At 61.5% G+C, this 24,056-nt stretch carries 25 protein-coding genes and 1 pseudogene; 17 read left to right on the top strand and 9 right to left on the bottom strand.

What is annotated here, in order from left to right; all coding sequences use genetic code 11:
* Positions 1 to 9 precede the first annotated feature (9 nt).
* Positions 10 to 822 carry a class II glutamine amidotransferase gene (locus AC1ECN_RS01780; protein WP_024322213.1) on the bottom strand — a complete coding sequence of 271 codons (813 nt, stop codon included), beginning with the start codon at positions 820 to 822 and terminating at the stop codon, positions 10 to 12.
* 256 nt (positions 823 to 1,078) lie between these two features.
* On the opposite strand from AC1ECN_RS01780, the gene AC1ECN_RS01775 reads away from it, so the two are divergent.
* From AC1ECN_RS01775 to AC1ECN_RS01755, 5 genes are all read left to right on the top strand, one after another.
* Complete coding sequence (locus AC1ECN_RS01775; protein WP_130673461.1) at positions 1,079 to 1,990, top strand: pirin family protein; 912 nt, start codon at positions 1,079 to 1,081, stop codon at positions 1,988 to 1,990.
* A 332-nt stretch (positions 1,991 to 2,322) separates the two neighbouring features.
* The gene (locus tag AC1ECN_RS01770; protein WP_018070024.1) at positions 2,323 to 3,000 is read left to right on the top strand and encodes a FadR/GntR family transcriptional regulator; all 678 of its coding nucleotides are present in this window, start codon (positions 2,323 to 2,325) and stop codon (positions 2,998 to 3,000) included.
* The gene (locus AC1ECN_RS01765) at positions 2,997 to 4,289 is read left to right on the top strand and encodes a CynX/NimT family MFS transporter (RefSeq protein WP_018070023.1); all 1,293 of its coding nucleotides are present in this window, start codon (positions 2,997 to 2,999) and stop codon (positions 4,287 to 4,289) included. Before AC1ECN_RS01770 ends, AC1ECN_RS01765 begins: the two co-directional genes overlap by 4 nt.
* Before the next feature lie 101 nt (positions 4,290 to 4,390).
* On the top strand, positions 4,391 to 5,923 hold the full coding sequence (locus tag AC1ECN_RS01760) for a S10 family peptidase (RefSeq protein ID WP_477951991.1): 1,533 nt from the start codon (positions 4,391 to 4,393) through the stop codon (positions 5,921 to 5,923).
* Positions 5,924 to 5,998: 75 nt separating this feature from the next.
* Positions 5,999 to 6,400 carry a GFA family protein gene (locus tag AC1ECN_RS01755; protein ID WP_130673459.1) on the top strand — a complete coding sequence of 134 codons (402 nt, stop codon included), beginning with the start codon at positions 5,999 to 6,001 and terminating at the stop codon, positions 6,398 to 6,400.
* A 129-nt stretch (positions 6,401 to 6,529) separates the two neighbouring features.
* Here AC1ECN_RS01755 and AC1ECN_RS01750 read toward each other — a convergent pair whose 3' ends face one another.
* Positions 6,530 to 7,111 carry an Lrp/AsnC family transcriptional regulator gene (locus AC1ECN_RS01750; protein WP_130673458.1) on the bottom strand — a complete coding sequence of 194 codons (582 nt, stop codon included), beginning with the start codon at positions 7,109 to 7,111 and terminating at the stop codon, positions 6,530 to 6,532.
* A 27-nt stretch (positions 7,112 to 7,138) separates the two neighbouring features.
* Between AC1ECN_RS01750 and AC1ECN_RS01745 the strand changes: the two genes are divergently transcribed.
* Positions 7,139 to 7,525, top strand: a complete 387-nt coding sequence (locus AC1ECN_RS01745; RefSeq protein ID WP_130673457.1) for a RidA family protein — start codon at positions 7,139 to 7,141, stop codon at positions 7,523 to 7,525.
* 45 nt (positions 7,526 to 7,570) lie between these two features.
* Here the strand turns inward: AC1ECN_RS01745 and AC1ECN_RS01740 are convergent, their stop codons facing one another.
* The gene (locus AC1ECN_RS01740; RefSeq protein WP_130673456.1) at positions 7,571 to 8,278 is read right to left on the bottom strand and encodes a glutathione S-transferase family protein; all 708 of its coding nucleotides are present in this window, start codon (positions 8,276 to 8,278) and stop codon (positions 7,571 to 7,573) included.
* A 114-nt stretch (positions 8,279 to 8,392) separates the two neighbouring features.
* Between AC1ECN_RS01740 and AC1ECN_RS01735 the strand changes: the two genes are divergently transcribed.
* Positions 8,393 to 9,283 carry a LysR substrate-binding domain-containing protein gene (locus tag AC1ECN_RS01735; RefSeq protein ID WP_477952092.1) on the top strand — a complete coding sequence of 297 codons (891 nt, stop codon included), beginning with the start codon at positions 8,393 to 8,395 and terminating at the stop codon, positions 9,281 to 9,283.
* A 3-nt stretch (positions 9,284 to 9,286) separates the two neighbouring features.
* Here the strand turns inward: AC1ECN_RS01735 and AC1ECN_RS01730 are convergent, their stop codons facing one another.
* Entirely contained in the window at positions 9,287 to 10,870 is a 1,584-nt protein-coding gene (locus AC1ECN_RS01730; protein WP_017990055.1) for a peptide chain release factor 3, read from the bottom strand.
* A 91-nt stretch (positions 10,871 to 10,961) separates the two neighbouring features.
* On the opposite strand from AC1ECN_RS01730, the gene dut reads away from it, so the two are divergent.
* Together dut and AC1ECN_RS01720 are read left to right on the top strand one after the other, a co-directional pair.
* On the top strand, positions 10,962 to 11,432 hold the full coding sequence (gene dut, locus AC1ECN_RS01725; RefSeq protein ID WP_130656832.1) for a dUTP diphosphatase: 471 nt from the start codon (positions 10,962 to 10,964) through the stop codon (positions 11,430 to 11,432).
* Entirely contained in the window at positions 11,432 to 12,331 is a 900-nt protein-coding gene (locus AC1ECN_RS01720; RefSeq protein WP_130673455.1) for a GNAT family N-acetyltransferase, read from the top strand. The genes dut and AC1ECN_RS01720 overlap by 1 nt, the downstream gene beginning before the upstream one ends.
* Before the next feature lie 6 nt (positions 12,332 to 12,337).
* Here AC1ECN_RS01720 and AC1ECN_RS01715 read toward each other — a convergent pair whose 3' ends face one another.
* Positions 12,338 to 12,802 (bottom strand): Lrp/AsnC family transcriptional regulator, encoded by a 465-nt coding sequence (locus AC1ECN_RS01715; protein WP_018070015.1) that lies wholly within the window; start codon positions 12,800 to 12,802, stop codon positions 12,338 to 12,340.
* A 111-nt stretch (positions 12,803 to 12,913) separates the two neighbouring features.
* Between AC1ECN_RS01715 and AC1ECN_RS01710 the strand changes: the two genes are divergently transcribed.
* Positions 12,914 to 13,816, top strand: a complete 903-nt coding sequence (locus tag AC1ECN_RS01710; protein ID WP_130673454.1) for a DMT family transporter — start codon at positions 12,914 to 12,916, stop codon at positions 13,814 to 13,816.
* A 47-nt stretch (positions 13,817 to 13,863) separates the two neighbouring features.
* On the opposite strand, the gene AC1ECN_RS01705 is transcribed toward AC1ECN_RS01710, so the two are convergent.
* Complete coding sequence (locus tag AC1ECN_RS01705) at positions 13,864 to 14,382, bottom strand: Dps family protein (RefSeq protein WP_003544754.1); 519 nt, start codon at positions 14,380 to 14,382, stop codon at positions 13,864 to 13,866.
* Positions 14,383 to 14,614: 232 nt separating this feature from the next.
* On the opposite strand from AC1ECN_RS01705, the gene AC1ECN_RS01700 reads away from it, so the two are divergent.
* On the top strand, positions 14,615 to 15,232 hold the full coding sequence (locus AC1ECN_RS01700) for a LysE family translocator (RefSeq protein WP_130662865.1): 618 nt from the start codon (positions 14,615 to 14,617) through the stop codon (positions 15,230 to 15,232).
* Positions 15,233 to 15,377: 145 nt separating this feature from the next.
* A complete protein-coding gene (cysK, locus tag AC1ECN_RS01695) occupies positions 15,378 to 16,340 on the top strand; it encodes a cysteine synthase A (protein ID WP_003544751.1) in 963 nt (320 codons plus the stop codon).
* An 81-nt stretch (positions 16,341 to 16,421) separates the two neighbouring features.
* On the opposite strand, the gene AC1ECN_RS01690 is transcribed toward cysK, so the two are convergent.
* Both AC1ECN_RS01690 and AC1ECN_RS01685 read right to left on the bottom strand, forming a co-directional pair.
* Positions 16,422 to 16,925: a hypothetical protein gene (locus AC1ECN_RS01690; protein WP_130662697.1), complete on the bottom strand. Its 504-nt coding sequence runs from the start codon at positions 16,923 to 16,925 to the stop codon at positions 16,422 to 16,424.
* A gap of 444 nt (positions 16,926 to 17,369) precedes the next feature.
* A pseudogene (locus AC1ECN_RS01685) lies at positions 17,370 to 18,272 on the bottom strand (YifB family Mg chelatase-like AAA ATPase); the annotation flags it as partial.
* Positions 18,273 to 18,305: 33 nt separating this feature from the next.
* Between AC1ECN_RS01685 and AC1ECN_RS01680 the strand changes: the two are divergent.
* Both AC1ECN_RS01680 and AC1ECN_RS01675 read left to right on the top strand, forming a co-directional pair.
* Positions 18,306 to 19,844, top strand: coding sequence for a recombinase family protein (locus tag AC1ECN_RS01680; RefSeq protein WP_477951985.1), 1,539 nt, complete (start codon positions 18,306 to 18,308; stop codon positions 19,842 to 19,844).
* A gap of 117 nt (positions 19,845 to 19,961) precedes the next feature.
* On the top strand, positions 19,962 to 20,588 hold the full coding sequence (locus AC1ECN_RS01675) for a hypothetical protein (protein WP_477951984.1): 627 nt from the start codon (positions 19,962 to 19,964) through the stop codon (positions 20,586 to 20,588).
* Positions 20,589 to 20,735: 147 nt separating this feature from the next.
* Here AC1ECN_RS01675 and AC1ECN_RS01670 read toward each other — a convergent pair whose 3' ends face one another.
* Positions 20,736 to 21,173 (bottom strand): hypothetical protein, encoded by a 438-nt coding sequence (locus AC1ECN_RS01670; RefSeq protein ID WP_477951982.1) that lies wholly within the window; start codon positions 21,171 to 21,173, stop codon positions 20,736 to 20,738.
* A 142-nt stretch (positions 21,174 to 21,315) separates the two neighbouring features.
* On the opposite strand from AC1ECN_RS01670, the gene AC1ECN_RS01665 reads away from it, so the two are divergent.
* The 3 genes from AC1ECN_RS01665 to AC1ECN_RS01655 all read left to right on the top strand — a co-directional run bounded on the left by AC1ECN_RS01665 (position 21,316) and on the right by AC1ECN_RS01655 (position 23,533).
* Complete coding sequence (locus tag AC1ECN_RS01665) at positions 21,316 to 21,990, top strand: recombinase family protein (protein ID WP_477951980.1); 675 nt, start codon at positions 21,316 to 21,318, stop codon at positions 21,988 to 21,990.
* Positions 21,991 to 22,610: 620 nt separating this feature from the next.
* Entirely contained in the window at positions 22,611 to 22,772 is a 162-nt protein-coding gene (locus AC1ECN_RS01660) for a hypothetical protein (RefSeq protein ID WP_477951978.1), read from the top strand.
* On the top strand, positions 22,769 to 23,533 hold the full coding sequence (locus tag AC1ECN_RS01655; RefSeq protein ID WP_477951977.1) for a ParB N-terminal domain-containing protein: 765 nt from the start codon (positions 22,769 to 22,771) through the stop codon (positions 23,531 to 23,533). The genes AC1ECN_RS01660 and AC1ECN_RS01655 overlap by 4 nt, the downstream gene beginning before the upstream one ends.
* Positions 23,534 to 24,056: the final 523 nt, after the last annotated feature.

Below are 24,056 nucleotides of genomic sequence, written 5' to 3'. Positions count from 1 at the left end.
GCCGAGGGATCAGGCTGGAACGACGATGCGCTGCGATTTGACGGCCGCCCGTTTGCCCGGTCGAAAATCCGCGACGTCGATTCCTCCTTCGCCGACCGTGACGGCGCTGCCGTTCGGGATCTCGGCCCAGGCATCGCCATCGTCGTTCAGCGGCTCCGACACAAGACAATAGCCCTTGCCAACCGGCGAGGCATAAAGAGTCGGCGCCTTGCGATCGGTCGCATAGCGGATGGCATAAAGCGCCTTGCCGTCGGAGAAGGCAGCGGTAAAGCGCAGCAGCACCGAGCCGATGGTGTTTTCCGCCAGGTCCTCGATGAAGCCGATCATTTCCGCCATCGCGGCGATCGGCGCTTCGCGCAGGCCGAACTGCAGCGCCAGCAGGAACATCAATTCGGAATCGGTGGTGCCACCGCGGGCATTGAACAACTCGTCGTCGAGCATCGCCTCCATCGGCCGGCGCAGGCGCTCGAAGCCGGAGACCTGGCCATTGTGCATGAAGGACCAGCTCTCATGGGTAAAGGGATGGCAATTGTCGCGGCGCGTGCCGCCGCCTGTGGCAGCGCGGACATGGGCGAGGAAGAGCGGCGAACGGATCTGCCTCGCCAGGCTCTTCAGATTGCAATCCGACCAGGCGGGCAGGATATCGCGGTAGCGGCCGGGCTCGGGCCGATCACCATACCAGGCAATGCCGAAGCCATCGCCATTCGTCGCGGTCTTGGCGCGGGTGGCGCAATGCGACTGCTCGATCAGGGAATGGGCGGGCGAGGATACCAACTCCTCGAGATAGAGGGGGTCTCCGCGATAGGCTGCCCAGCGACACATGGCTCTTTGCTCCGGAACCCGCCGCATCGGCGGGAAATGCTGAAACGCAACTGAATTGTCGAATGTCGTCGCTAATAACAGCTTAACGCCCGGCCGGTTTGCAAGTGAAACATGACGATTTCTTGACGCCTGACCTCTTCAAATTCGGCGAAACGCTGTGTTCTTTTGTGAACACTGCGTTGTCTGCCCCGCAGACTTCGCGCCCGGCAGCCGGGCGGCTATAGTCGCCGCCAAGTTGAACCTCTAGGAGGACGCCATGTCGATCCGCCCCGTCAAGCATGAAAGTACTGCCACACCGACCATGGAAGGCGCCGGCGTCAAGCTGCACCGCGTCTTCGGCTTCGGCGATCCCGCGATGACCGATCCCTTCCTGATGATGGATGATTTCCGCAACGACAATCCGGCGGAATATATCCGCGGTTTTCCCTGGCATCCGCATCGCGGCATCGAGACGATCACCTATGTGCTCGCCGGCACCGTCGAGCACGGCGACAGCTTGGGCAATAGCGGCCTGCTCGGCGCCGGCGACATCCAGTGGATGACAGCCGGCAGCGGCATCATGCACCAGGAAATGCCGAAGGGCGATTTTGCCGGCCGTATGCACGGCTTCCAACTCTGGGCGAACTTGCCCTCCTCGCTGAAGATGACGGCGCCGCGCTACCAGGACGTCAAATCCACCGATATTCCTGTCGTCGTCGATGATGACGGCACGGCGGTGCGGGTGATCTGCGGCGATTTCTGGGGCAAGGCCGGTCCGGTCGATGGCGTCGCCGCCGAGCCGATCTATCTCGACGTTTCGGTGCCGCCCGGCCGGAAGAAGCGCCTGCCGGTCGATACCTACCGCAATGCCTTCGCCTATATCTTCGCCGGCTCCGGCACCTTCCGCGATGCATCGAAACCCTTCGGCGTGCGCGTCGAGAAGGATGTCGACGGCGAGGAATTGAATATCCGCGACATGTCCGGCAACCGCACGCTCGTGGTCTTCGACAGCGGCGACGAAGTGACGGTGCAGGCAGGCGACCAGGGCATCCGTTTCCTGCTTGTCTCCGGCAAGCCGATCGAGGAGCCGGTTGCCTGGCACGGCCCGATCGTGATGAATTCGCGCGAGGAAATCATGCAGGCGATGCGCGAACTGCAGAACGGCACCTTCATCAAAGCTGCGCACTGAACGCATTTCTCTCTTGCATCTGCGAAGAATCGGCCTACTTTTAAGCCATCAGCAACAGAACGAAAGGAAGGTGATCCAATGTCTAATGAGATTTCGGACCTCGTAACGGGCATGGAAGAGGTGACGAAGGCGAGGCAGCCCTCGCTCTAATCCCCGCCTTCCTGGGGCTGCATAGACAGTCCAGGCCAGTTTGAGGCCAAACTCATGGAAAGGGTCGCTGAGGCGGCCCTTTTTTATTGTCTTGATGTCTTTATTGTCTTGACGTCAGGCGTTGACGAAAGATCGAAATCTCACTACTCATAAAGTCATCTGATGACTTTATGAGTAGTGAGATGCGCGCACTGAGCAAGACCAATCTCGCGGATGAGGCGATCGAGGCGATCCGCGACGACATTCTCGGCAAACGCTGGGCGGTCGGCGAGAAATTGCCGAATGAAGCCTCGCTGTCGGCCATGCTGTCCGTCAGCCGCGGCACGGTGCGCGAGGCGGTGCGGGTCCTCGCCTCCCAGGGTTATCTCGAAACAAGGCAGGGTTCGGGCACCTATGTCCGCGCCACCAGCGATGCCGGCCGGCCGCTGACGATGGCGCGGCGCGCCAGCCTGCGCGACCAGTTCGAGGCGCGCCTGGCGCTCGACGTCGAGGCAGCCCGGCTGACGGCGATCCGCAAGACGCCGGAGATTGTTGCCGGGCTTCGCAGACTGCTTGCCGAACGCGGCAATTACGACGGCGGCAACCAGGCGGCCTTCATCGAACGCGACCTCGCCTTCCACAAGGCGGTCATCGCCGCCTCCGGCAACCGGGCGATGATCGAGATCTATGATTTTTTCTCGGCCTCGATCGCCGATACCATCGCGGCGACGCTCGGCAAGGATATTCCGGAACCCGATATGCAGGCGCATGCCGATATCGTCGACGCCATCGAAACCGGCGATCCCGACAAGGCGGATGCGGGGGTGCGGCGCTTCATGGCGCCGGTTCTTGCCGCACTCGACCGGATGATCCTGTCATGAACACGCCTTCCAACAATGCCGCCAGCGCGCTCGAGGCGGCCGACGAATTGCTTGTAGAGGCCGAGGCCGGCAGCCTTCTACCGCCGCAGGCAACGCCGGTGCGGGGAGCGGCGGACCGCTTTCTGCTCGGCGCGAGCCTGGTGCTGATCGCCTTCAACCTGCGCCCGGTCTTCTCGAGCGCCTCGGCGCTTCTGCCGGAAATCCGCTCGGAGCTCGGCCTCAGCACGCTGGGCGCCAGCCTGCTGACGACGCTTCCGGTCGTCTGCCTCGGCGCCTTCTCGCCGCTTGCGCCTCGTCTTGCCCAGCGCCTCGGCACGGAACGCACGCTGCTCGGCGTTCTCCTGCTTCTGGCCCTCGGCACGGGTTTGCGCGGGCTTTCCTCCGTGCCGCTGCTCTTCATCGGCACCGCCCTTGCGGGCGCCTGCATCGCCGTCGGCAATGTGCTGCTGCCGGGGCTGGTGAAGCGGGATTTCGCCGGGCGCGCGGCGCTGATGACCGGCTTCTACACGATGGCGCTCTGTGCCGGGGCGGCAAGTGCGGCCGGGCTGACGCTGCCGATCGAGCATGGATTAGGCGGCTCTCTCGCGGGCGCGCTCGCCATCTGGGCGCTGCCCGCCCTGTTCGTCAGCCTGCTCTGGCTGCCTGAAGTTCTTCGCAGCGGCGGACAGGCAAGACGAAATGGCTTCCACGTCAAAGGCCTCTGGCGCGACCGGCTCGCCTGGCAGGTGACGCTGTTCATGGGGCTGCAATCGGCACTTGCCTATTGCGTCTTCGGCTGGCTGGTCCCTATCTTACGCGAACGCGGGCTCGACGGCGTCACTGCCGGGGCGATCGTTTCGCTGTCGGTGATGGTGCAAGCGGCATCCTGCCTGATCGTGCCGCATATCGCCGTGCGTGGCCGGGACCAGCGGCTGATCAATGCGAGCCTCTGCGGCGTCGCCGTCACCGCCCTGCTCGGCCTGCTCTTCGCGCCGCTTTCGACGGTCTGGCTGTGGGCGGTGCTGCAGGGCATCGGCCAGGGTGGACTGATCGCGGCGGCCATGACGACGATCGTGCTGCGCTCGCGCGATCCCGATGTCGCCGCCCATCTTTCCGGCATGGCGCAATGTGTCGGTTACCTGCTCGCCGCCATCGGCCCCCTCATCGTCGGCCTCATCCGCGGCTGGACCGGAAGTTTTTCCTGGTGCGCGGCCCTCTTCGTTGCGCTCGGGCTCGGCGCGGCAATCAACGGCTGGAAGGCCGGCCGCGCGATCGAGATCAACGTTCACGCGGTCGAAAAGGACGGCTGAGCCGCTCGCTCACCTGTTCATCACCATCTCTTGATGCCGGTCGTCGGCCGCGGATGTTACGCTATCTCAGCCTCTCATTGCCCACCGCCGGAGGAGACATCTTGCGCATACGAACCCTGTTTMTGTTCACCGCGCTTGCAGCAATGCTGGCCCCCGCCCTTTCCTATGCGCAGGAAAGCGATCAACCAAGGGCGAATGTCCAGAGCGGCGCGCGCGACGGCGTGCTGAAGCTGCTGCCGGCCGATTCCGTCACCGAGCACGCGCTGACGATCGGCGACCGGAAGCTCGCCTATACTGCCACCGCCGGCACGCTGGATCTCTTCGGCCAGGACGGGGCGCAGACCGGCGCGATCTTCTACACCGCCTATGTCGCGCGGGATGGCGGGCCGAACCGGCCTCTGACCTTTGCCTTCAACGGTGGGCCGGGTGCCGCTTCCGCCTTCCTGCATCTCGGGCTGGTCGGGCCGAAGGTACTCGATTTCGGGCCGGACGGACGCGACGGCGCCAATGCGAAACTCGTCGACAACCCGCAGAGCTGGCTCGATTTCACCGATCTCGTGCTGATCGATCCGATCGGCACCGGCTGGAGCCGAACGGCAAAGGCGGACGACGCTTCCAATTATTACAACGTCAGTGCCGATGCTGAGAGCATCGCCAAGGCGATCGCGCTCTATGTCGCGCACAACAACCGTTCCAACTCGCCGAAATATCTTCTCGGCGAAAGTTATGGCGGCTTTCGCGCCGCCAAGGTCGCCTCGGCGCTTCAGGAAAGCCAGGGCATCATCGTCGCCGGCGCAGTGATGCTCTCCCCCCTGCTCGAGGGCCAGCTGATGTTCAATGCCGATCAGTTCCCGCTCGGCGCAGCGCTGGAGCTGCCGTCGCTGGCGGCAGCCGAACTCGACCGGCACAAGGCCTTCGACGAAGAGAAGCAGAAGGAGGCCGAGACCTTCGCGCTCGGGGACTATCTGACGACGCTGGCGGGGCCGCCGCCGATGGGTGCCGACGCCGCCGTCTTCTATGGCAGGATCGCCGCATTGACCGGCATTCCCGAGGATATCGTCACCCGCAACCGCGGCTTCCTCGGCAGTTCCTTCGTCAAACATTCGGACGCGGGCAGCGGCGAGGTGATGAGCTCGTACGACGCCTCCTTTGCAGCACCCGATCCCTATCCGGAATCGGATTACGACCGCGGCGACGACGCCATCCTCGACGGCTTCACCCGCGCCTATGGCGGCGCCTTCGCCGATTACGCCCGCAACGAGCTCGGCTTCAAGACCGAGATGACCTATTCGCTGCTCGACGGCGATATCAGCCGACGCTGGGAATGGGGCGGCGGGCGCGGCGGCGGATCGCGATTCCAGGCCAGCGCCACCGACAACATCCGGCAACTGCTCGCCTCGAACCCAGCATTCCATCTGCTGATTGCGCATGGCTACAGCGATCTGGTGACGCCCTATGGCGTCAGCCGCTACGTGGTCGACCATCTGCCGCCCTCGCTCGCCGGCGGCCGCGTCGGGCTGAAGCTTTATCGCGGCGGCCATATGTTCTATACGAAAGCCGATCAGCGGGCCGCCTTCACGGCGGATGCAAAGGCCTTCTACGCCACACGCCCGGCCGCTCAGCCGGCGGACTAGAGTTCTTTGTTTTCCGCATGTCATGATCGCAAAACCGCTGTACACTTTTGCGCGACACGCTTTGGGGACTTGCCGATGCATATCACCGGAGGATGCCACTGCGGGGCGATCCGCTATCAGGCGGAGATCGATCCGGAGCGGGTCTCGATCTGCCATTGCACCGATTGCCAACGGTTGACGGGCTCGGCCTATCGCATCACAGCACCAGCGCGGCCGCGAAGTTTCACGCTCACATCAGGTGAGCCAAGAGGCTACGCAAAATATGGCGACAGCGGCGGTCTCAGCCGTCAGTTCTTCTGCCCGAATTGCGGATCGCCGCTCTACCGCACAGACGGCGAAGGCGGCGCGATCGGCATCCGCGTCGGCGGCATCGACCAGCGGCGGGAATTGACGCCGAAAAAGCAGATATGGTGCCGCTCGGCTTTGTCCGGGGTGGAGAATATCGAAACGCTGCCACGCTTCGAGGGCGAGGATTAGAGCAATTCCAGGAAAAGTGCGAAGCGGTTTTCCGTTCGGAATTGCGTAAAAACAAAAGGCTAGAGCGGTCCTGCGCTTCCGTTAAAAGCTGAACCGCTCTAGGCTGGCGCCGGCTCAACATCCCGCCCCCTATTCCGGCCGAGGCATCTCCGGCCAGCTGTCGGTCACGCCGGCCTGTACCGGACGCTCCAGATAGGTGGAAAGGGCGATATAGCTGCGGGTGCCGGTGACGCCGGGAACGGCATGGATCTGCGCCAGAAAAGCTTCCAATGCCTGCGGGCTGGCGGTGCGGACCTTGAAGAGAACGCTGGCGTCGCCCGCGACCGAATGCATCTCCTCGACCTCGGGAAACTGCAGGACCTGCATCAGCCGCTCGCTCTTGCCCCAGCCGGCCGCTTCCACATGCACGAAAGCAAGCAGCGGCTTGCCGAGCGCTGCGCCATCCAGTGCGGCATGCACGCCCTTGATGGCGCCGGATTGTCTCAGGCGGCGCACACGCTCATGCACGGCCGGCGCCGAGAGGCCGACCGCTTCGCCAAGCCTGGCATAACTCTGGCTGCTGTCGGCGGCGAGCGCGGCTAATATTCTTCGGTCGAATGCATCGATGACCGACTGCTGCCGACGTCCCTGCCGAAGATCGTCTGTATTTCTTGTCATTCCGCAAAATCCCCTTTCTGCCGAAGAATAATCGCCGACACTGCTATTATTCAACAAAGTATTCGGAACAGGAGAAATTTTATGGAGACGATCGCGCGCAATCCAGCAAACGGGATCTATGCGGCCAGCCCTGATTACATCCATGCGCTGGAGGTCAGGCAACCGTCGCGGCTGCTCTTCGTCAGCGGCACGATGGGTCTCGATCAACAGGGAACGGCCGCGGCCGATCTGGAAGGCCAGTTGGAGCTCATCTGGTCCAATCTGCGCGCCATCCTCACTTCCGCTGATATGACGGTGGACAATATCGTGCGGCTGACGAGCTATCTCACCGACGGCGCCTTTATGGAGGCGAACCAGAATGCCCGTCTTCGGGCCCTCTACGGCCGCGCCGTGCCGACCACGGCGATCATCGTCGAAACGCTGCGCGACGACTGGCTCGTCGAGATCGAGATCGTCGCTGCCGGCTGACGGCAAATGGCCGTCACACCCCCAGGGGTGCGACGGCTGTGGTGATCAGGCCGCCTGTTTCAACAGGCCGAGCGCCTCGGCCAGATCGACCTCGCCGCGGAAACCGCCGCTGCTTTTCGCCTCCTGCCGATGCTCGATCGCATGGGCAAAACGCACGGCCGGTTCCTGCTGCATGCGCTCATAGAGGTGATGCAGGCCGGGAAACTGCCGGCGGTCGACGATCTGGTGAAAGTCGTTCCAGCGGGCGATGCCGACGAAATAGGCATCCGCCAGGCTCGGCCCATTGCCGAGAAGCCATTCGCGACCTTCGAGCAGACGCTCCAGCGTATGATGCGCCTTTTCGACCGCCGCGATTCCATAGGCGGTGAGGACCTGTTTCTCTTCCGGCTCCATTGAATGCTCGATCGCATACCAGAGCGGGCCGAAGGCCTTGAAGAAGGTGGTGTTGAGAAAGGCGAGCATCTGGTTCAGGCGATCGAAATCCGCCGACCCCGGCACAAAGCCCAGACCTTTGCCGATCGTGCCGGCGCCGATATGGTGGAGGATCGCCATGCTTTCGCTGATCGTTCTGCCATCTTCGAGCAGCAGCGACGGCGTTTCGCCGACCGCGTTGATCCGCTTATATTCTTCGCTGGAGACCACTTCCGGCATCTCGACGCGGCAGAGCCGATAAGGCAGGCCGGACCATTCCAGCGCGACGATCGAGCCGAAGGAGCAGCCCTCCGGCACGCCGTAAAACAATATGGGTGACATCAATCGTTCCTTTCAGAATTGAACCCGTTTGGACGCGATGAATGTGCATATGTGGACGATCATGCGGTAGAGGCTATAAATGCATCGCAATGTCCACATATCTGGAAGATGGCAATAGCGCTCTTCAACCTCAACGACCTCCATCTTTTTGTGCAGGCCGTCGACAGCGGCAGCTTCACGGCCGCCGCCAGGCATCTCGGGATTCCGAAATCGACCGTGAGCAAACGCGTTGCGGAGTTGGAGGCACGGCTCGGCGTCCGGCTGATCCAGCGCACGTCGCGAAGCTTCGCGCTAACCGAGCTCGGCCGGGAATTCTTTCAGCACGCCCAGGCCTCGATCATCGAGACAGAGATGGCCGAAGGCATCGTGCGGCGGCATCTGGCCGAACCCGCCGGCAGCGTTCGCCTCACCGCCTCGGTGCCGACAGCGCAGTTCACGCTGACGGAGCATCTGCCGGCGCTGGCGGCACGCCATCCGAAGCTCCGGCTTTCCGTGCACGTGACGGACCGCTTCGTCGATATCGTGCAGGAAGGCTTCGACATCGCGCTGCGCAGCCACCGTGGGCCGCTGCCGGATTCGGCGCTGGTGCAGCGGAAGCTCGCCAGCCATCCCTTCTACATTCTCGCCTCGCCGGATTATATCAGCGCCCGTGGCGAACCGCRCCGGCCGGAGGAGCTGGCACAGCATGCGACGATCATGACCAGCCTGATGGAGGATCAGTGGCGGCTTTATTCGGGCGGCGATGAGGCTCTCGTCACGCTGCATTCCGTCATGGCGGCGGATGAGCCTTATGTCTTGATGGAAATGGCCATGTCGGGGCTTGGCATCACCTGCCTGCCGACATCCGTCTGCCGCAAGGCGCTGGCCGACGGGCGGCTGGTGCGGGTGCTGCCGGAGTGGACGGCCGGCAGCATCGAGACGACGATCCTCATGCCGCATCGGCGCGGCCAACTGCCGGCGGTGCGCGCCGTCGTCGATTTCCTGGCGGAACGGCTGGCGGGATGATGATCACGCCGCCTTGGCGGCGTGATATTCCTTGATGGCGACCATCTTGATCGCCGGATGGCGCTCGGACTCGTAACGCAGCGAGAAACCGTCCTGGGCGAGGAAGACCGGATCGCCGTCGAGATCGCGGGCGATATCGCCGCGTTTGACGGTGAGGAATTTCTCCAGATCGGCCGGCTGTTCGGCCGAGATCCAGCGGCAGACGGAGAAACGAGACATTTCGAAGGAGACCGGCAGGCCGTATTCGGCCATCAGCCGCTCCTTCAAGACGTCGAGCTGCAGGGCGCCGACGACGCCGACGATCGCCGGCGAACCGTCTTCCGGCGAGAACAGCTGGACGACACCTTCCTCGGCCATCTGCTGCAGGGCTTCCTTGAGCTTCTTCGCCTTCATCGCGTCTTCCAGACGCACGCGGCGCAGGATCTCCGGCGAGAAGTTCGGCACGCCCTGGAAGACCAGCGATTCACCTTCGGTCAGCGTATCGCCGATCCGGAGCGTGCCGTGGTTCGGAATGCCGACGACGTCGCCGGCATAGGCGGTGTCGGCGAGCTGGCGCTGCGAGGCGAAGAAGAATTGCGGCGCCGTCAGGCCGAGCTGCTTGCCGGTGCGGGCAAGCCTTGCCTTCATGCCACGCTCGAGCTTGCCGGAGCAGATGCGGGCAAAGGCGATGCGGTCGCGGTGGTTGGGGTCCATGTTCGCCTGGATCTTGAAGACGAAGGCCGTCATCTTGTCGTCGGTCGCATGCACGGTCCTGGTGTCGGCGACCTGGTCACGCGGCGGCGGCGCAAAATCGCCGAGCGCGTTGATGAGGTCGCGAACGCCGTAATTGCGCAGCGCCGAGCCAAAAAAGACCGGCGTCATATGGCCTTCCAGGAAGGCTTCGCGGTCGAAGGGACGGCAGGCCTCGATCGCCAGCTCGGTCTCCTCGATGAAGACCTGGCGCTCGTTTTCCGGCAGCCTGCCGGCCACGCTTTGCGGGCCATTGACCGGCGTTCCCTCGATTTCGGTATCCGAACCGCGCACCGTGTTGGCGGCGATATTGTACGAGCCGCAAAAGGTCTTCGAGCGGCCGATCGGCCAGGTGATCGGCGCCGTATCCAGCGCCAGCTTCTCTTCCACCTCGTCGAGGATCTCGAAGGGATCGCGGCTTTCTCGGTCCATCTTGTTGATGAAGGTGATGATCGGGATATCGCGCATGCGGCAGACTTCGAAAAGCTTCAGCGTGCGTGGCTCGATACCCTTGGCGGCATCGATGACCATGACGGCGGCATCGACGGCGGTCAGCGTGCGATAGGTGTCGTCGGCGAAATCCTCGTGACCCGGCGTGTCGAGGATGTTGAAGACATTGTCGTTATATTCGAAGGTCATCACCGAGGTGACGACGGAGATGCCGCGCTCGCGCTCGATCTTCATCCAGTCGGAGCGCGTCTGCATGCGATCCTTCTTCGCCTTGACTTCGCCGGCAAGCTGAATGGCGCCGCCGAACAGCAGCAGCTTTTCAGTGAGCGTCGTCTTACCCGCGTCCGGGTGGGCGATAATAGCGAATGTGCGGCGGCGGGAGACCGCCTCGGCGAGACTTTCGGCCATGCTTGTGAATCCTGTGGAATTGCCGCGTATCTAGCGATTAAAGCCCGGCAATGCAATTGACCTCGGGCCCGCGGGCGCAAAGTAATGGGCCATGACCATTCATCACGATACGCGCCCGACGCTGAACCTGATCCGCTTAGCCAATGGCGAAGGCCTCGACCTTCCCGCCTATGAAAGCAAGGGAGCGGCAGGCATGGACCTGCGTGCCGCCGTCGACGAGGCAACACCGCTGACGCTTCTGCCCGGCAAGCGGGCTCTGGTGCCGACCGGCTTCATCTTCGAGATCCCCGAAGGATTCGAGGGACAGGTGCGGCCGCGTTCCGGCCTGGCCTTCAAAAACGGCATCACCTGCCTGAATTCGCCGGGCACCGTCGACAGCGACTATCGCGGCGAGGTGAAGGTGTTGCTCATCAATCTCGGCGACGAGCCCTTCGTCATCTCGCGCGGCATGCGCATCGCCCAGATGGTAATCGCGCCGGTGACCCAGGCGCGGGTGGCGGAGATCACCGAGGCCAGCGAAACGGTGCGCGGCGCAGGCGGCTTCGGCTCCACCGGCGTCTGATGGCACAGCGCCTCGACAGCGCTGGCCTAACCTTCCGGCAGGGCTATTTCGGCGATCCCGTCGGCTGGGCGGCACTGGTCTGCCTGCTCAAGGATATTTTCGGCATCGATATCGGGCCGCTGCAGCAGCTTGGCGGACCCGACCCTACCAGCATGCCCTTCGGCTGGTTTGATTCCGAAGGCGAACTTGCGGCCAATATTTCAGCCTTTGCGCTGCCCTTCGTCCTCAACGGCAGGATCGTCCATGCCGCCGGGCTACAATCGGGTGCCGTGCGGCCACCGTGGCGCGGCCGCGGCCTCTATCGCGACGTCACGGTGAAAGCGCTCGACTGGTGCGAGCGGCAGGGCTTTGAAGCCGTCATCCTCTATACCGACAAGCCGTCACTCTACGAAGCCTACGGTTTCCACGCGATACCGCTGCACCGATACGAGGGAGCGGCTCCCGACCCTTCGTCTTCCGCCGCCCGCGCCCGGCCGCTTTTGCCGACAAACGCGGAGGATCTTGCGCTGCTGCAATCGCTGCTGAAAGGCCGCAGCCCGGTTTCGACCTCGCTGGCGGTTACGGTCAATGCAGCCATGTTTCTCATCAATACCCGGCTCGATCCCGATATCCGCATCAGCTTTCTGGCAGAGCTGCAGGCGGCCATCGCCTGGAAGATGGATGCGGCGGGCCGCTTCAGCCTTCTCGACGTCGTGGCGGCGGAGATGCCCTCGCTTGCCGCGATCCTTGGCGGACTGGAGATCGTGCCCGCCTCCGTCGAGGTGCTGTTCCGTCCCGACAAACTCGGCTGGGAGGGTGTTCCACAATCGTTGGAAAGCGGCACGCGGCTGATGCTGCGCGGGCTCGGCGGTGCCACCCCGGATTTTCCGGCGATGCTGTCGCCGATGGCGGAATTCTAGATCTCCCTATTTCCGGCGGGAAAGCGGTGGCAGGCGGCGCTTGACGGGCGAGGCTTTGATCATCGCCGTGTTGGTCTCCGCTCTTTCGGCAACCCGGTCGAGGATGCCGTCGAGGTCGGCCATGGAGCGGATGACCAGGCGGGCGATGAAGCAATCATCACCCGTCACCTTGTCGCATTCGATGATTTCGGGAATTTCCTGGATGATCCGCTCGACGATGTGCAGCTGTCCCGGCAGAGGACGCACCCGCACGATCGCCTGCAGGGGATAACCGACGGCGGCGGGATCGAGATCGATGGTGAAGGCCTTGATGACGCCGCGTTCCTCCAGCCGGCGCAGGCGCTCGGCGGCACTCGGCGAGGACAGGCCGACCTGCTGCGCCAGTTCCTTCAGTGAGATCCGCGCATTACCAGCCAGCGCCTCCAGAATGGCCTGATCGATTTCGTCGAGCGGTTGCACATCATTAGCCACAGCGATCAATTTTCCTCTTATGATTAGGTAGTTTCGATAAACTTCCTTTTTATTAATATATAAAATCGCCTCTCGCCGCAATATTCTTATGCCATCGTAGTGGAGGCAATCATGGGCAGCGACATCAAAAGAGGCACGGCGGAAATGACGGCAGCGATGCTGATCTCGGGAACGATCGGCTGGTTCGTCGTCATGTCGGGTCAACCCGTCAGCGGCGTGGTCTTCTGGCGCTGCCTGTTCGGCGCGCTCACTTTGCTTGTCATCTGCGGCGCTCTCGGGCTGCTGCGGCCCGGCATCATCACGCTGCGCGCCTTCGGCATCGCCATATCAGGCGGCATCGCCATCGTCTTGAACTGGCTGCTGCTGTTTGCCTCCTATTCACATGCGACGATTTCGATCGCGACGACTGTCTATAACACCCAGCCTTTCATGCTGCTCGTGCTCGGCGCGCTCTTTCTCGGCGAGAAGATCACCGCCACCAAGCTGTTCTGGCTGGCGCTCGCCTTCGCGGGCATGGTGGCGATCGTCGAAGCAAAACCGGGGACAGGCGGGGCGACATCTGACGGTTACGGCCTCGGCATCCTGATGGCGCTGGGTGCTGCTTTCTTCTATGCGCTTGCAGCCCTTGCCGCGAAATGGCTGAAGGGCACGCCGCCGCATCTGATCGCGCTCATCCAGGTCGCAACCGGCATGCTGATGCTGGCGCCGATGACGGACTTTTCGCATCCGCCCGCCGATGTTGGGTCCTGGGCGATCCTGGTGACCGTCGGCGTCGTCCATACCGGGCTGATGTATGTGCTGCTTTATGGCGCGATCCAGAGGCTGCCGACGCATCTCACAGGCGCCCTGTCCTTCATCTATCCAATCGCGGCGATCCTCGTCGACCGGCTGGCCTTCGGCCATGCGCTGCAGCCGATGCAGATCGCAGGCGCGGCGATCATCCTTCTTGCCGCCGCCGGCATGAATCTCGGCTGGACGCCGCGTTGGCTGCGGCCGCGGGCGCTGGAGAGCTGAGAACCGGGCGTCCCGATCGGGATGGCTGAGACGCCCGGTTGCCGACGTTACCTCTGCGGGCGCGTCGTTTCGAACAGGAACCAGGTGCGGCGCTCGCCCTCGTCGATCCAGTTCTCGATCAGGCTGGCGGTTGCGACGTCATTGTGCTCGTCGCAAAGGCCATGCACCTCGCGCAGCAGCGAAACGAGCTGAACGTTATCCTCGCGCAGTTCCGACAACATGTCCTCGGGCGTGACGAAATCCGCGTCATTGTCCAAAAGGCGCTGCTGACGAGCGATCTGGCCGATGGAGCGCAGCGTCGTGCCACCGATCTTGCGGGCACGCTCGGCAATGTCGTCGGTCATCGCGAAGATCTGTTCCGCCTGTTCGTCGAGCAGCAGATGATAGTCGCGAAAATGCGGGCCGGACATGTGCCAATGGAAATTCTTGGTCTTCACATAAAGGGTAAAGACATCGGCGAGCAGCGCGGTCAGCGCCGCCGAAATATCGGTAGTGGCGTTGGTCGACAAGCTGGACGGCGTCTTGAGTGGCGAAAGCCTGCGGGTTTCGGCTGGCGTATGGGACATTTAATCTCTCCTTGGTGATGAAAATCTCTAGCGCCACCGGCCGGGAAAACGCGGCGGGCCGCGCTGAACGCGCATTTGCAGAGAGAGAAATAGCAAGGCCGGATCGCTTTCCAAGTGGATCATGGTCCAGCAGACCTATTCCGTATGGTTATGGACCGATCAGCGCCAAAGCATTGATGAGGAAGCGGCGCTTGCCTATAGATGGGCGGTGGAAGCCCTGAGGGTTAAGAAGATGAGCCTCACCGTCCTGATCACCTATGCCGGAGCGCTGTTCATCGCCGCGGCCATTCCGGGACCCGGGATTACCGCAATCGTTGCGCGTGCGCTCGGCTCGAATTTCCGCGAGACCTTCTTCATGGGTCTCGGCCTGGTGCTCGGCGACATGACCTATCTCACGGCGGTCATTCTCGGCCTTGCCTTCGTGGCGCAAACCTTCACCGAGGTGTTCATAACAATCAAGATCGCCGGCGTCCTTTATCTCGGCTACATCGCCTGGAAACTCTGGACGGCGGGGCTGTTGCCGCAGGATATCGCGGCGCGGAAATCCACCAATATCGGTCTATCCTTCCTCTCCGGCCTGCTGGTGACGCTCGGCAATCCGAAGACGATGCTCTTCTATGTCGCCCTGGTGCCGACGCTGATCGATATCGGCAATATCGGCCTGCGAGACTATGCGCTCCTGCTCACCACCACCTTCATGGTGCTGATCATCGTGGTGGTGCCCTATATGCTGCTTGCCTCGCGGGCCCGCACGATGCTGAAGCAGCCTCGGGCCTTGCAGGCGCTGAACCGGGTTGCCGCCGGCATCCTCGCCGGCACGGCAGCCTTCATCGCCACGCGAGCGGCCTGAAATAAACATTCGGCAAGAAACGGTTTTCAAAGGTTTTTTTCTCTCCTGATCACTCCTCCAGGTCGAACGCGGTCTGGCCTAGACGGGCCTTTGACCCTATTCTCCCCCTCGATTTCAGGAGCAGGATTTCAAAGGGAGAGCACCCATGTCGCACAAGCCCGGCCGCGGCCGCATCTATTCCTCGATCACCGAGACCATCGGCGACACGCCGCTCGTGCGCTTCGACAAGCTGGCGCGCGAAAAGGGCGTCGTGGCGAACCTGATCGGCAAGCTTGAATTCTTCAACCCAATCGCCTCCGTGAAGGACCGCATCGGCGTCGCGATGATCGAAGGCCTCGAAGCCCAGGGCAAGATCACTCCCGGCAAGACGGTGCTGATCGAGCCGACCTCCGGCAACACAGGCATCGCGCTCGCCTTTGCCGCCGCCGCCAAGGGCTATCGGCTGATCCTCACCATGCCGGAGACGATGTCGGTCGAGCGTCGCAAGATGCTGGCGCTGCTCGGCGCCGAGCTKGTGCTGACCGAGGGGCCAAAGGGCATGAAGGGCGCCATCGCCAAGGCCGAGGAACTGGCGTCCTCCCTTCCCGATGCCGTCATCCCGCAGCAGTTCGAAAACCCTGATAATCCCGAGATCCACCGCAAGACGACGGCCGAGGAAATCTGGAACGACACCGACGGCACGGTCGATATCGTCGTCTCCGGCATCGGCACCGGCGGCACGATCACCGGTGTCGGACAGGTGCTGAAAAGCCGCAAGCCCGAGATCAAGATCATCGCCGTCGAGCCAGCCGATTCGCCGATCCTGTCCGGCGGCAACCCCGGCCCGCACAAGATCCAGGGCATCGGCGCCGGCTTCGCGCCGAAGATCCTCGATACCGGCATCTATGACGAGGTCGTCACCGTGACCAATGACGAGGCCTTCGAACAGGCGCGCCTGGTGGCCAGGCTCGAAGGCGTACCGGTCGGCATCTCCTCGGGTGCGGCGCTGACCGCCGCAATCAAGGTCGGCATCCGTCCCGAGAATGCCGGCAAGAACATCGTCATCATCATCCCCTCCTTCGCCGAGCGCTACCTCTCGACGGCGCTGTTCGAGGGTCTCGGGAGCTGAGGCTGGCTTTGGCCGGGGTCTTTCCTGCGGCCATTTATCTTGCAAAATAGCGGGCGCTTCGGCGCCCCTTCTTTTATGCCGTCACCTGCATCCCAATCTAAGCCCGACGAAAGTTCTGTGGTAATCCGGAATAACGATTGTCGATGTCCCACTTGAGCTAGTTGAATCCAAATGTTTGCGAACCTTTGCCATGACTTCCGCCATTGTCGCGTGCAAACGATTCAGCTCAGTGTGCTCTTTCGTCCGCTCCGGAGCATAGCGCGAGATGAGGTACTCCCGCTTTGCTGTCATTGCTTCCAGATGCAGGGCAGTCTTTTTTCTCAGTTTAAGTTTAGCAACGAACATTGGCTCAGCGAGATTGTGCATCCGTTTTCGTATTTCCTCCGGAGTAACGCCCTCATGACGCAGGAAGGCGTTTAAGTAGAGTTCAATGGCGTGAATGGCGCACATTCGAGCTGGTGCGATGGATAGTGCAACTTGCTTCTGACCCTCGCTGAATAGGAGGATCGAAGCGCGAGAGTAGGCATTCGCCAAGTTTAGGACTTCCCAGGGTTTGGCGTTTGAGCCCGGAAATTCATTACTCATGGGCATCCCCGGCGACAGGCTTTCTCATCCTTCACTTCCGATCGACTATGTCGAACAGACCGACATCCTTCTTAAGATTTTTTCAGCCGAAGCTAATATTGTAAAGAGCAACGAAGTGAGGAGAGGCTCTTGCCCCTAATGGATTAAGCGACATGGAGGATGCCTAAATCGGCGTCCTAGGCAGCTTCGGCACCGCCTTCGGCAGATCATACCCTTGCCACGGCATTCGCGCCGATCGCGGCTGGCAACGCGCCCGTTATGGCAGCGATCAATCGTTCCGTCGAGATTGGGTTCGCCGACAGCGACATATCTCATAATCCGACAGCGCATCAGCGGGGATGTCGCTGAGGGCAGCGATCAGCGCAAACGCGATTGACGGATCGACGGAGGTAGGCGACCTGACGACTAATGCTTCAAAATATCTGCGCGCATCCACCCTTCTTCTTAGGCCGCAGCCGTCAACCTCTCTCCAGCAATGCGATAGGAAATCGCCTCGGCGAGATGGATGCGGCCGACGGTTGGCTTGCCGTCGAGATCGGCGAGGGTGCGGGCGACCTTCAGTACGCGGTGGTAACCGCGGGCGGAGAATTTCATCTTTTCGGCGGCGTCGCGCAGCAGCTGCAGGCCGCTGGCATCGGGCTCGGCCAGTTTCTCGATCATCGCTGTGGAGCAGCGGGCATTGGTGCCGATGCCCTTTGCACCGGTGCTTTCGAAGCGCTCCTGCTGGATCTCGCGGGCGCGGGCGACGCGGCGGGCGACATCGGCGCTGGTTTCAGCCGCCATCGGCCGGATCAGATCGGCGGCGGAGACGGCCGGCACGTCGATGCGGATATCGATGCGATCCATCAGCGGGCCGGAGATGCGGGCCTGGTAATCGCTCATGCAGCGCGGGCCGCGGGCGCAGGTGTGGCCCGGCTCGCCGGCCATGCCGCAGCGGCAGGGGTTCATCGCCGCGATCAGCTGGAATTTGGCCGGATAGGAAACGCGGTGATTGGCGCGGGCAATGACGCATTCGCCGCCTTCGAGCGGCTGGCGCAGCGCATCGAGCGCCTGCGGCGTGAATTCGGGAAACTCGTCGAGAAAGAGCACGCCGTGATGGGCAAGCGAAGCTTCGCCCGGACGGGCGCGCAGGCCACCGCCGACGAGGGCTGCCATGGTGGCGGAATGATGCGGGGTGCGGAAGGGCCGGCGATCGGAAAGCTTGCCGCCGGAGAGCTGGCCGGCGATCGAATGGACCATCGACACTTCCAGCAGCTCGGCGGCGGAAAGCGGCGGCAGGATCGATGGCAGCCTGGCCGCCAGCATCGACTTGCCGGAGCCCGGAGGACCGACCATCAGCATATTGTTGACAATGGACCCTCCTTCATTCATTACTGCGCGATGAGCAAAATCAAACGACCCAAGGCTTATTCGTATATCCGCTTCTCGACCCCTGAGCAGTTGAAGGGCGACAGTTTGCGGCGTCAGACTGCAGCAACCGAACTCTATGCCAAGACACACGGTCTGGAGCTTGACAACAAGTCATTCGAAGACTTCGGGATATCTGCTTTCCATGGCGCTAACGAGGAAACCGGACGGCTTGGGGACTTTCTTGAAGCCGTCAAACATGGCGACATCCCCGCAGGAAGCTACCTGCTTGTTGAGAGCCTCGACCGCATCAGCCGAAAAGTGCCCCGCAAAGCCGTCAGAATATTGGAAGCCATTTGCGAAGCAAAGATCACCGTGGTGACACTGGCGGACCAGCGCGTTTACACGGAAGCCTCTCTGAACGAAGACCCCATGGCCTTCATGTACGCCCTGATGGTCGCCCAAAGAGCCAACGAAGAAAGCGCCATGAAGTCCCGGCGGCTGAAGCAAGCTTGGGTGGGTAAAAGACTGCAGGCGGCGACCGCGCCCCTAACGGCCATCTGTCCCGCTTGGCTCAAACTAAACGACCAGCGTACAGCTTATGAAGTTATCCCTGAGAGAGCCGAAGTCGTCCGCAGCATCTTCACGATGTGCCTCGAAGGTCTGGGACAACACTCGATCGCGGCAAAGCTCACTGAGGCGGGTACAACAACGTTCAAGCGCTCGGACATGTGGCACAGATCCTACGTCAAGAAGCTACTAGAGAACCCAGCCGTTATAGGACGCTTCACTCCCCATACCTTGACCGTAGTCGCTGGCCGTAAGGTGCGGACACCACTCGAGCCTGTGGAGGGGTACTTCCCGACTATCGTTGATGTCGAGGTATTCGAGAAGGTCGCGGCAATGAGCAGCCGCCGTGGCTTAAACCTCACCGCAGGAAACACTGGTATGGCTGCGCCAGCCAACGTTCTCGCCGGTCTTGCAAAGTGCCCCACGTGCGGGGCAACGATGACCAGGGTGAACAAGGGTGGGCGTAAGGGCGGCAAACCGTATCTGGTCTGCACGAAGGCGAAGGCCGGGGCCGGCTGCCGGTATAAGCAGGTGAAGCTCGCGGCAATCGAAGAGGCAGTGGTCTCGCTAGGAACCTACCTGCACCATCTGACGCCCTCACCCAACGCCGAGGTCGAGGCAAAGTATCGCGACATGTTGCTCCAGGATGAGGTAGTCGAGGAGCAAATCCAGAACCTCGTTGAGGCGGTCGCGCAAGGCGACACTTCGAAAGCCATCGCGAAGGCCATCGCAGGGAAGGAAGCAGAGTTGGAGCGCATACGGCAGGATCTCGAAGAGCTTGGCCAACGCGTAGCTGACACGATCACCAACCGAATAGAAAACACCGTGGCCGAGTTCTGCAGCCGCACCGAGGGTAGAGAAATAGCCAAGATCAACGCTACCCTACGGCAATTGTTTGCCAAGGTAGTTGTGGACTATGACACGGGGTACCTACGACTACACTGGCGCCATACGGAAGAGAGCCCGGTAGAGGTGCTATACACCTTTGCTGAGGCAGCCTGACAAGGGCACGCTGTGGCAGTGCCATCCCAGAACGTGGATTGCGTCGTGGCCGTGGTGATACTGATCTGACCAACAATCAACATAGAGGAGTGAATGACTTACACGAGACGATCTGAGATGACTGAGGAAGAGCTTCGTGAACACACACGGGCCCTCCAGCAAAAGGCATACCGGAAGAGGCAGGATGCAGCCGGCAAGGCACCGCGCAAGCTCTACGCCACTGATGAGGAACGTAGAGACGCACATGCGGCGGCACAGCGGAAATGGTTTGACCGCAAGAAGCAGGACAAGGAATGGCGGGACCGGTGGAACGCCGAACAGGTTGCCCGCTACCGCAGATCTAAGGGCCCGCCGAAACCGAGGCTAACCGAAGAAGAGCGGGAGGCGCGGCGGCGGGCATACAGGGATAGTTACGTCCGACCTGAACCTACAGCCGAGCAGAAGGCCAAATGGTCGGCTAGTGGGAGGGCGCGATGGGCTGCTTACTATGCTAACGAGACGTTAGAACAGCGCAGGACCCGCCTTGCTGCCAAAGCGTTCTACAGGTTGACTGAAGTTCAGCCCAAGGTCAGGGAAATTGTCGAACACATCAAGCATGACTTCGCAAAGGCCACCTCAGAAGCCGCAAGGCAGGACGTCGCCGACGAGTGGGCCGACACGGGATTAAGTTGTTGGCTGACGGCAAAGGCGCTGTGGTACTACGACGTCGCCAAGACAATGGCGCAGTACGGGTATGGGGACTGAAGAAACTCGCGAATAAAAAATGCCAAAAATCCCTCAGCCCCCATTATTGAGGAAGGCTGTGGCGCTACACCCCCGGCGTACCCCCGGTTCACCATAGGGGCTGGGGCGGACCATGGGCATTCAACTAGGGGCTAGGTCACGAGACCGTCACGGCTTCAGCAGGGCAATGATGGCAACGACAAGGCTCAAGAGGCTTACAAGCATTCCGCCCAAAGCAAGCCACACGTCGCGGCGCTCCTTCTCCTCTAGCCTCACTGCCCTCCGCAACTCGGCGAACCCGACATCAGTCAGCGCCCATGTCCCCAGCGTCTGCGACTGACACCAATGGGCGCTATTCCCTTGCCTAGAGGGAATTGGGAGGGACAAGCGGCGGGCACGTCGAACAAGGCGATTTGAGCGGATTTCAGCCGCCTCATCTTCGTATTGCGATGCGTCAAAGTCTGCGTTGAACGACAGGTCGTTTCTCTTGTCCCAATCACGCGCCACATGCGCCCTGTGGATATCTTCGGAAAAGCTAGCGCGGATCAACTGCGCCTTCCTATCCCATTTCCGGACTTTCAACTCTTCCCGCAGCCAAGCAATCATCGCGCCCTCTCAATGGATTCCAGATAGTCAGGCAGCAACCCTGAAGCAAGCGCCGTCTTAATTTACAGGCACAACGAACGTTGACATTAGATAAACGACCCTCTACATGTCCTTTTACAGGCACAACGGGGCAGGCAAGACAATGCTGCAATATGTTCGGTACACACGGGTTTCCACGGCAYGGCAGGGGCAGAGCGGTCTAGGGCTAGAAGCGCAGGACCTCGACATAGACGTCTATCTCAAGAACTACAGCGACGTGCCCTACGAAGTCATTGGCAGCTTTCAGGATATCGAGAGCGGCGCGAACGATGATCGGCCCGAGCTTCAGAAGGCGCTGGACCTTTGCCGGAAGACCGGAGCAGTGCTGCTTGTCGCAAAGTTGGACAGACTGAGCCGCAAGGTTGCCCGCATCGCGACCCTTATGGAGGACAAGCGGGTGAAGTTTGCCGTGGCGAACCTCCCGAGGGCGGACAAGGCCATGCTCCATATGTACGCAGTCATGGCGGAGATGGAGCGCGACTTCATTTCGGCGCGTACCAAAGCGGCGCTGGCAGTGGCGAAATCCCGAGGGTCGCAGCTTGGTGGCTTGCGGGATAAGACGATGAAGCGCAACGAGGCCATTCAAGAAAAGGCAGCCGGGGAAGCCCGGAAACTGATGGCGACCATAGGACCCATGAGGGACGGCGGCGCGACCCTGACGCAGATTGCAGATGCACTGAACGCGAACGACGTGAAGACGTCGCGGGGTGGAAGCTGGACAGCGACACAGGTGTCCAGAGTTATCGACCGTGGACGAGGACAACGCGCAGACGAATAGGTGACCCCCTAGCACAATGAGTGCGAATTGGTTGTCCACTAGCACGGTCAAGCCGAATTGGTTGTCCCCTAGCACAATGGTAGGGTTGGGTTAGGGTGACCCCTAGCTTTACCAAGGTGACTGCTTGTCAGACGAGCCCCCTAAATAGGGGCCCCACTGGCACGGGTCGCCGGAACAGGGTGACCACTAGCATGACCAAGGTGCCTTAGGCTGACCGAAGCATCCCGCATCCCAACGTCAGGTCGATAAGGCCTCCCCTAGCATGATCAAGGTGGACGGACAGGCTTTCGCCGCTCTGGGTGGAAATCCCGAATAACCCTTCCCCTAGCATGACCCGAGGTGCCTTAGGTTGAGCGAAGCATGCCGCACCCCAACGGCAGGCCGATAAGGCCTCCGCTAGCATCCATGTTTGTACACGTTAGCGCCCGCCTGTCAGACCTGCTCCTCACAGGCGAGACGGGTTGGAGCGCTGCCGTGTGCAAATCGCTGCACAGAACTGACTAAGATCTTTGAGATCGCATGTCTCGCGATCGGTCCCAACGGGACATGAGCAAATGCACCGCAACCACGCAAGACCCCAGCCACCATGAGGAACCACAGAAACCAATGAGGACATATGAATGACCTATAGACTACGAAAGAAGACCAAGGCGTCCACAGCAAGGCAGAAGCTCCAACGCAGCATCATGGCGTCAGTGAGGGAGGCGGTCGATAAGGAGGAACGCAGGGAGCGAATGTGGGTGCCCGACGAGGCGCACGGGCTGGACAGGAACGAACAATGACAGGGGAGACGATTGTTCTCGATCTAGGTGCGCTTCTCATGTTGCAGGAGACCCAGATCAGAGAGAGGACGGAGCGGTACACGGTGCGGCGCTATGCGGAGCAGATGGCCGGCGGGGCAGAGTTTCCGCCTATCAAGGTCACGCGGACCGATCCCTCTGATGAAACTAAGGGCTATACGCTCGTCGACGGTTGGCACCGCGTCGAGGCGACCAAGGTAAACGGCGGCAGGACCATCGTGGCCGAAGTGGTCGTGGCGAGACCCGAGGAGATCGCATGGCTGGCCGTGATCGCGAACAGGTCTCACGGGCTCCAACTGAAGCTCACCAGGGTGGTACGAAGGGGCATCTTCAGGGCGTATGTCCGTGCGGGGAAGCATCGCAGCGGACGGGGCAGGAGGGTGAAAACGGCAAGCGACATGGCACAGGACCTGAACGGAATCGTGTCGCGGCGGCAGCTACCATCGTGGATGGCTGCTGACTTCCCGGCGATCTACAGGGCTATGAATGGCAATGGGATTGAAGAGCAGGACCACGGTGGACCTAAGGACCGCGATGTGGACGAGGGGTATGCCAGAGCGGCACAAGCAGCCTTGAACGAGTACGAGGCATGCATGCGTGCGATGACTGACAATCGAAAGGCCCGGAAGGTTTTGGCAATAGCAGCGGCCACGGTCCTTGAGGTGGCGGCCTCTGTTAACGGGAAGCGGGAGTGGCCCAGGGCTGCTAGCGTGGCTGCTGCCGTGGCAATTGATGACTTCTGATAGCAACTCCTTTGATTACAACGGCTTAGGCGGAAAGATGGCAATTGCCACTTCCTATACGCAAGCAGACCTCTGAAACCCTTACAGCGCAGGGTCTGTAGCGTTCTAACCCTGATAGTCCAACACATTTACAGACACAGACGAACAACATCAACGAGGGGCTCGGAGCAATCTGGGCCTTCTTCTATTTCAGGAACGGAACACGATGAAATGAGAGCAGATATTCGAAGTGGGAAGGACGCAACTACCCGAAGGACGCAACCCAACTGGCTTGTCGAATGTATCAAGGCGGGCATTCCCATAGCCCAACTCCCGCCTCCCCCAGCCGCGAACGCGAGCTTCAAAGACAAGTCGCGGTACACATGGGAGCTCAGAAAAGCATGGCAGCGTGTGACCGGACGCCAGATCGAACGCCTTACACCTCCCGGCTATAACGACAAGTTGACCGAGAGGCGACGACTGGCCCGAGCGGTTCAGACTGCACCCACCGAAGCGACATAGAAGCAACCTATTGCTCCCCAAG

The sequence above is a fragment of the Rhizobium sp. 01N447_2 genome (assembly GCF_056399245.1).
This window is presented reverse-complemented; position numbering and strand designations above follow the sequence as displayed.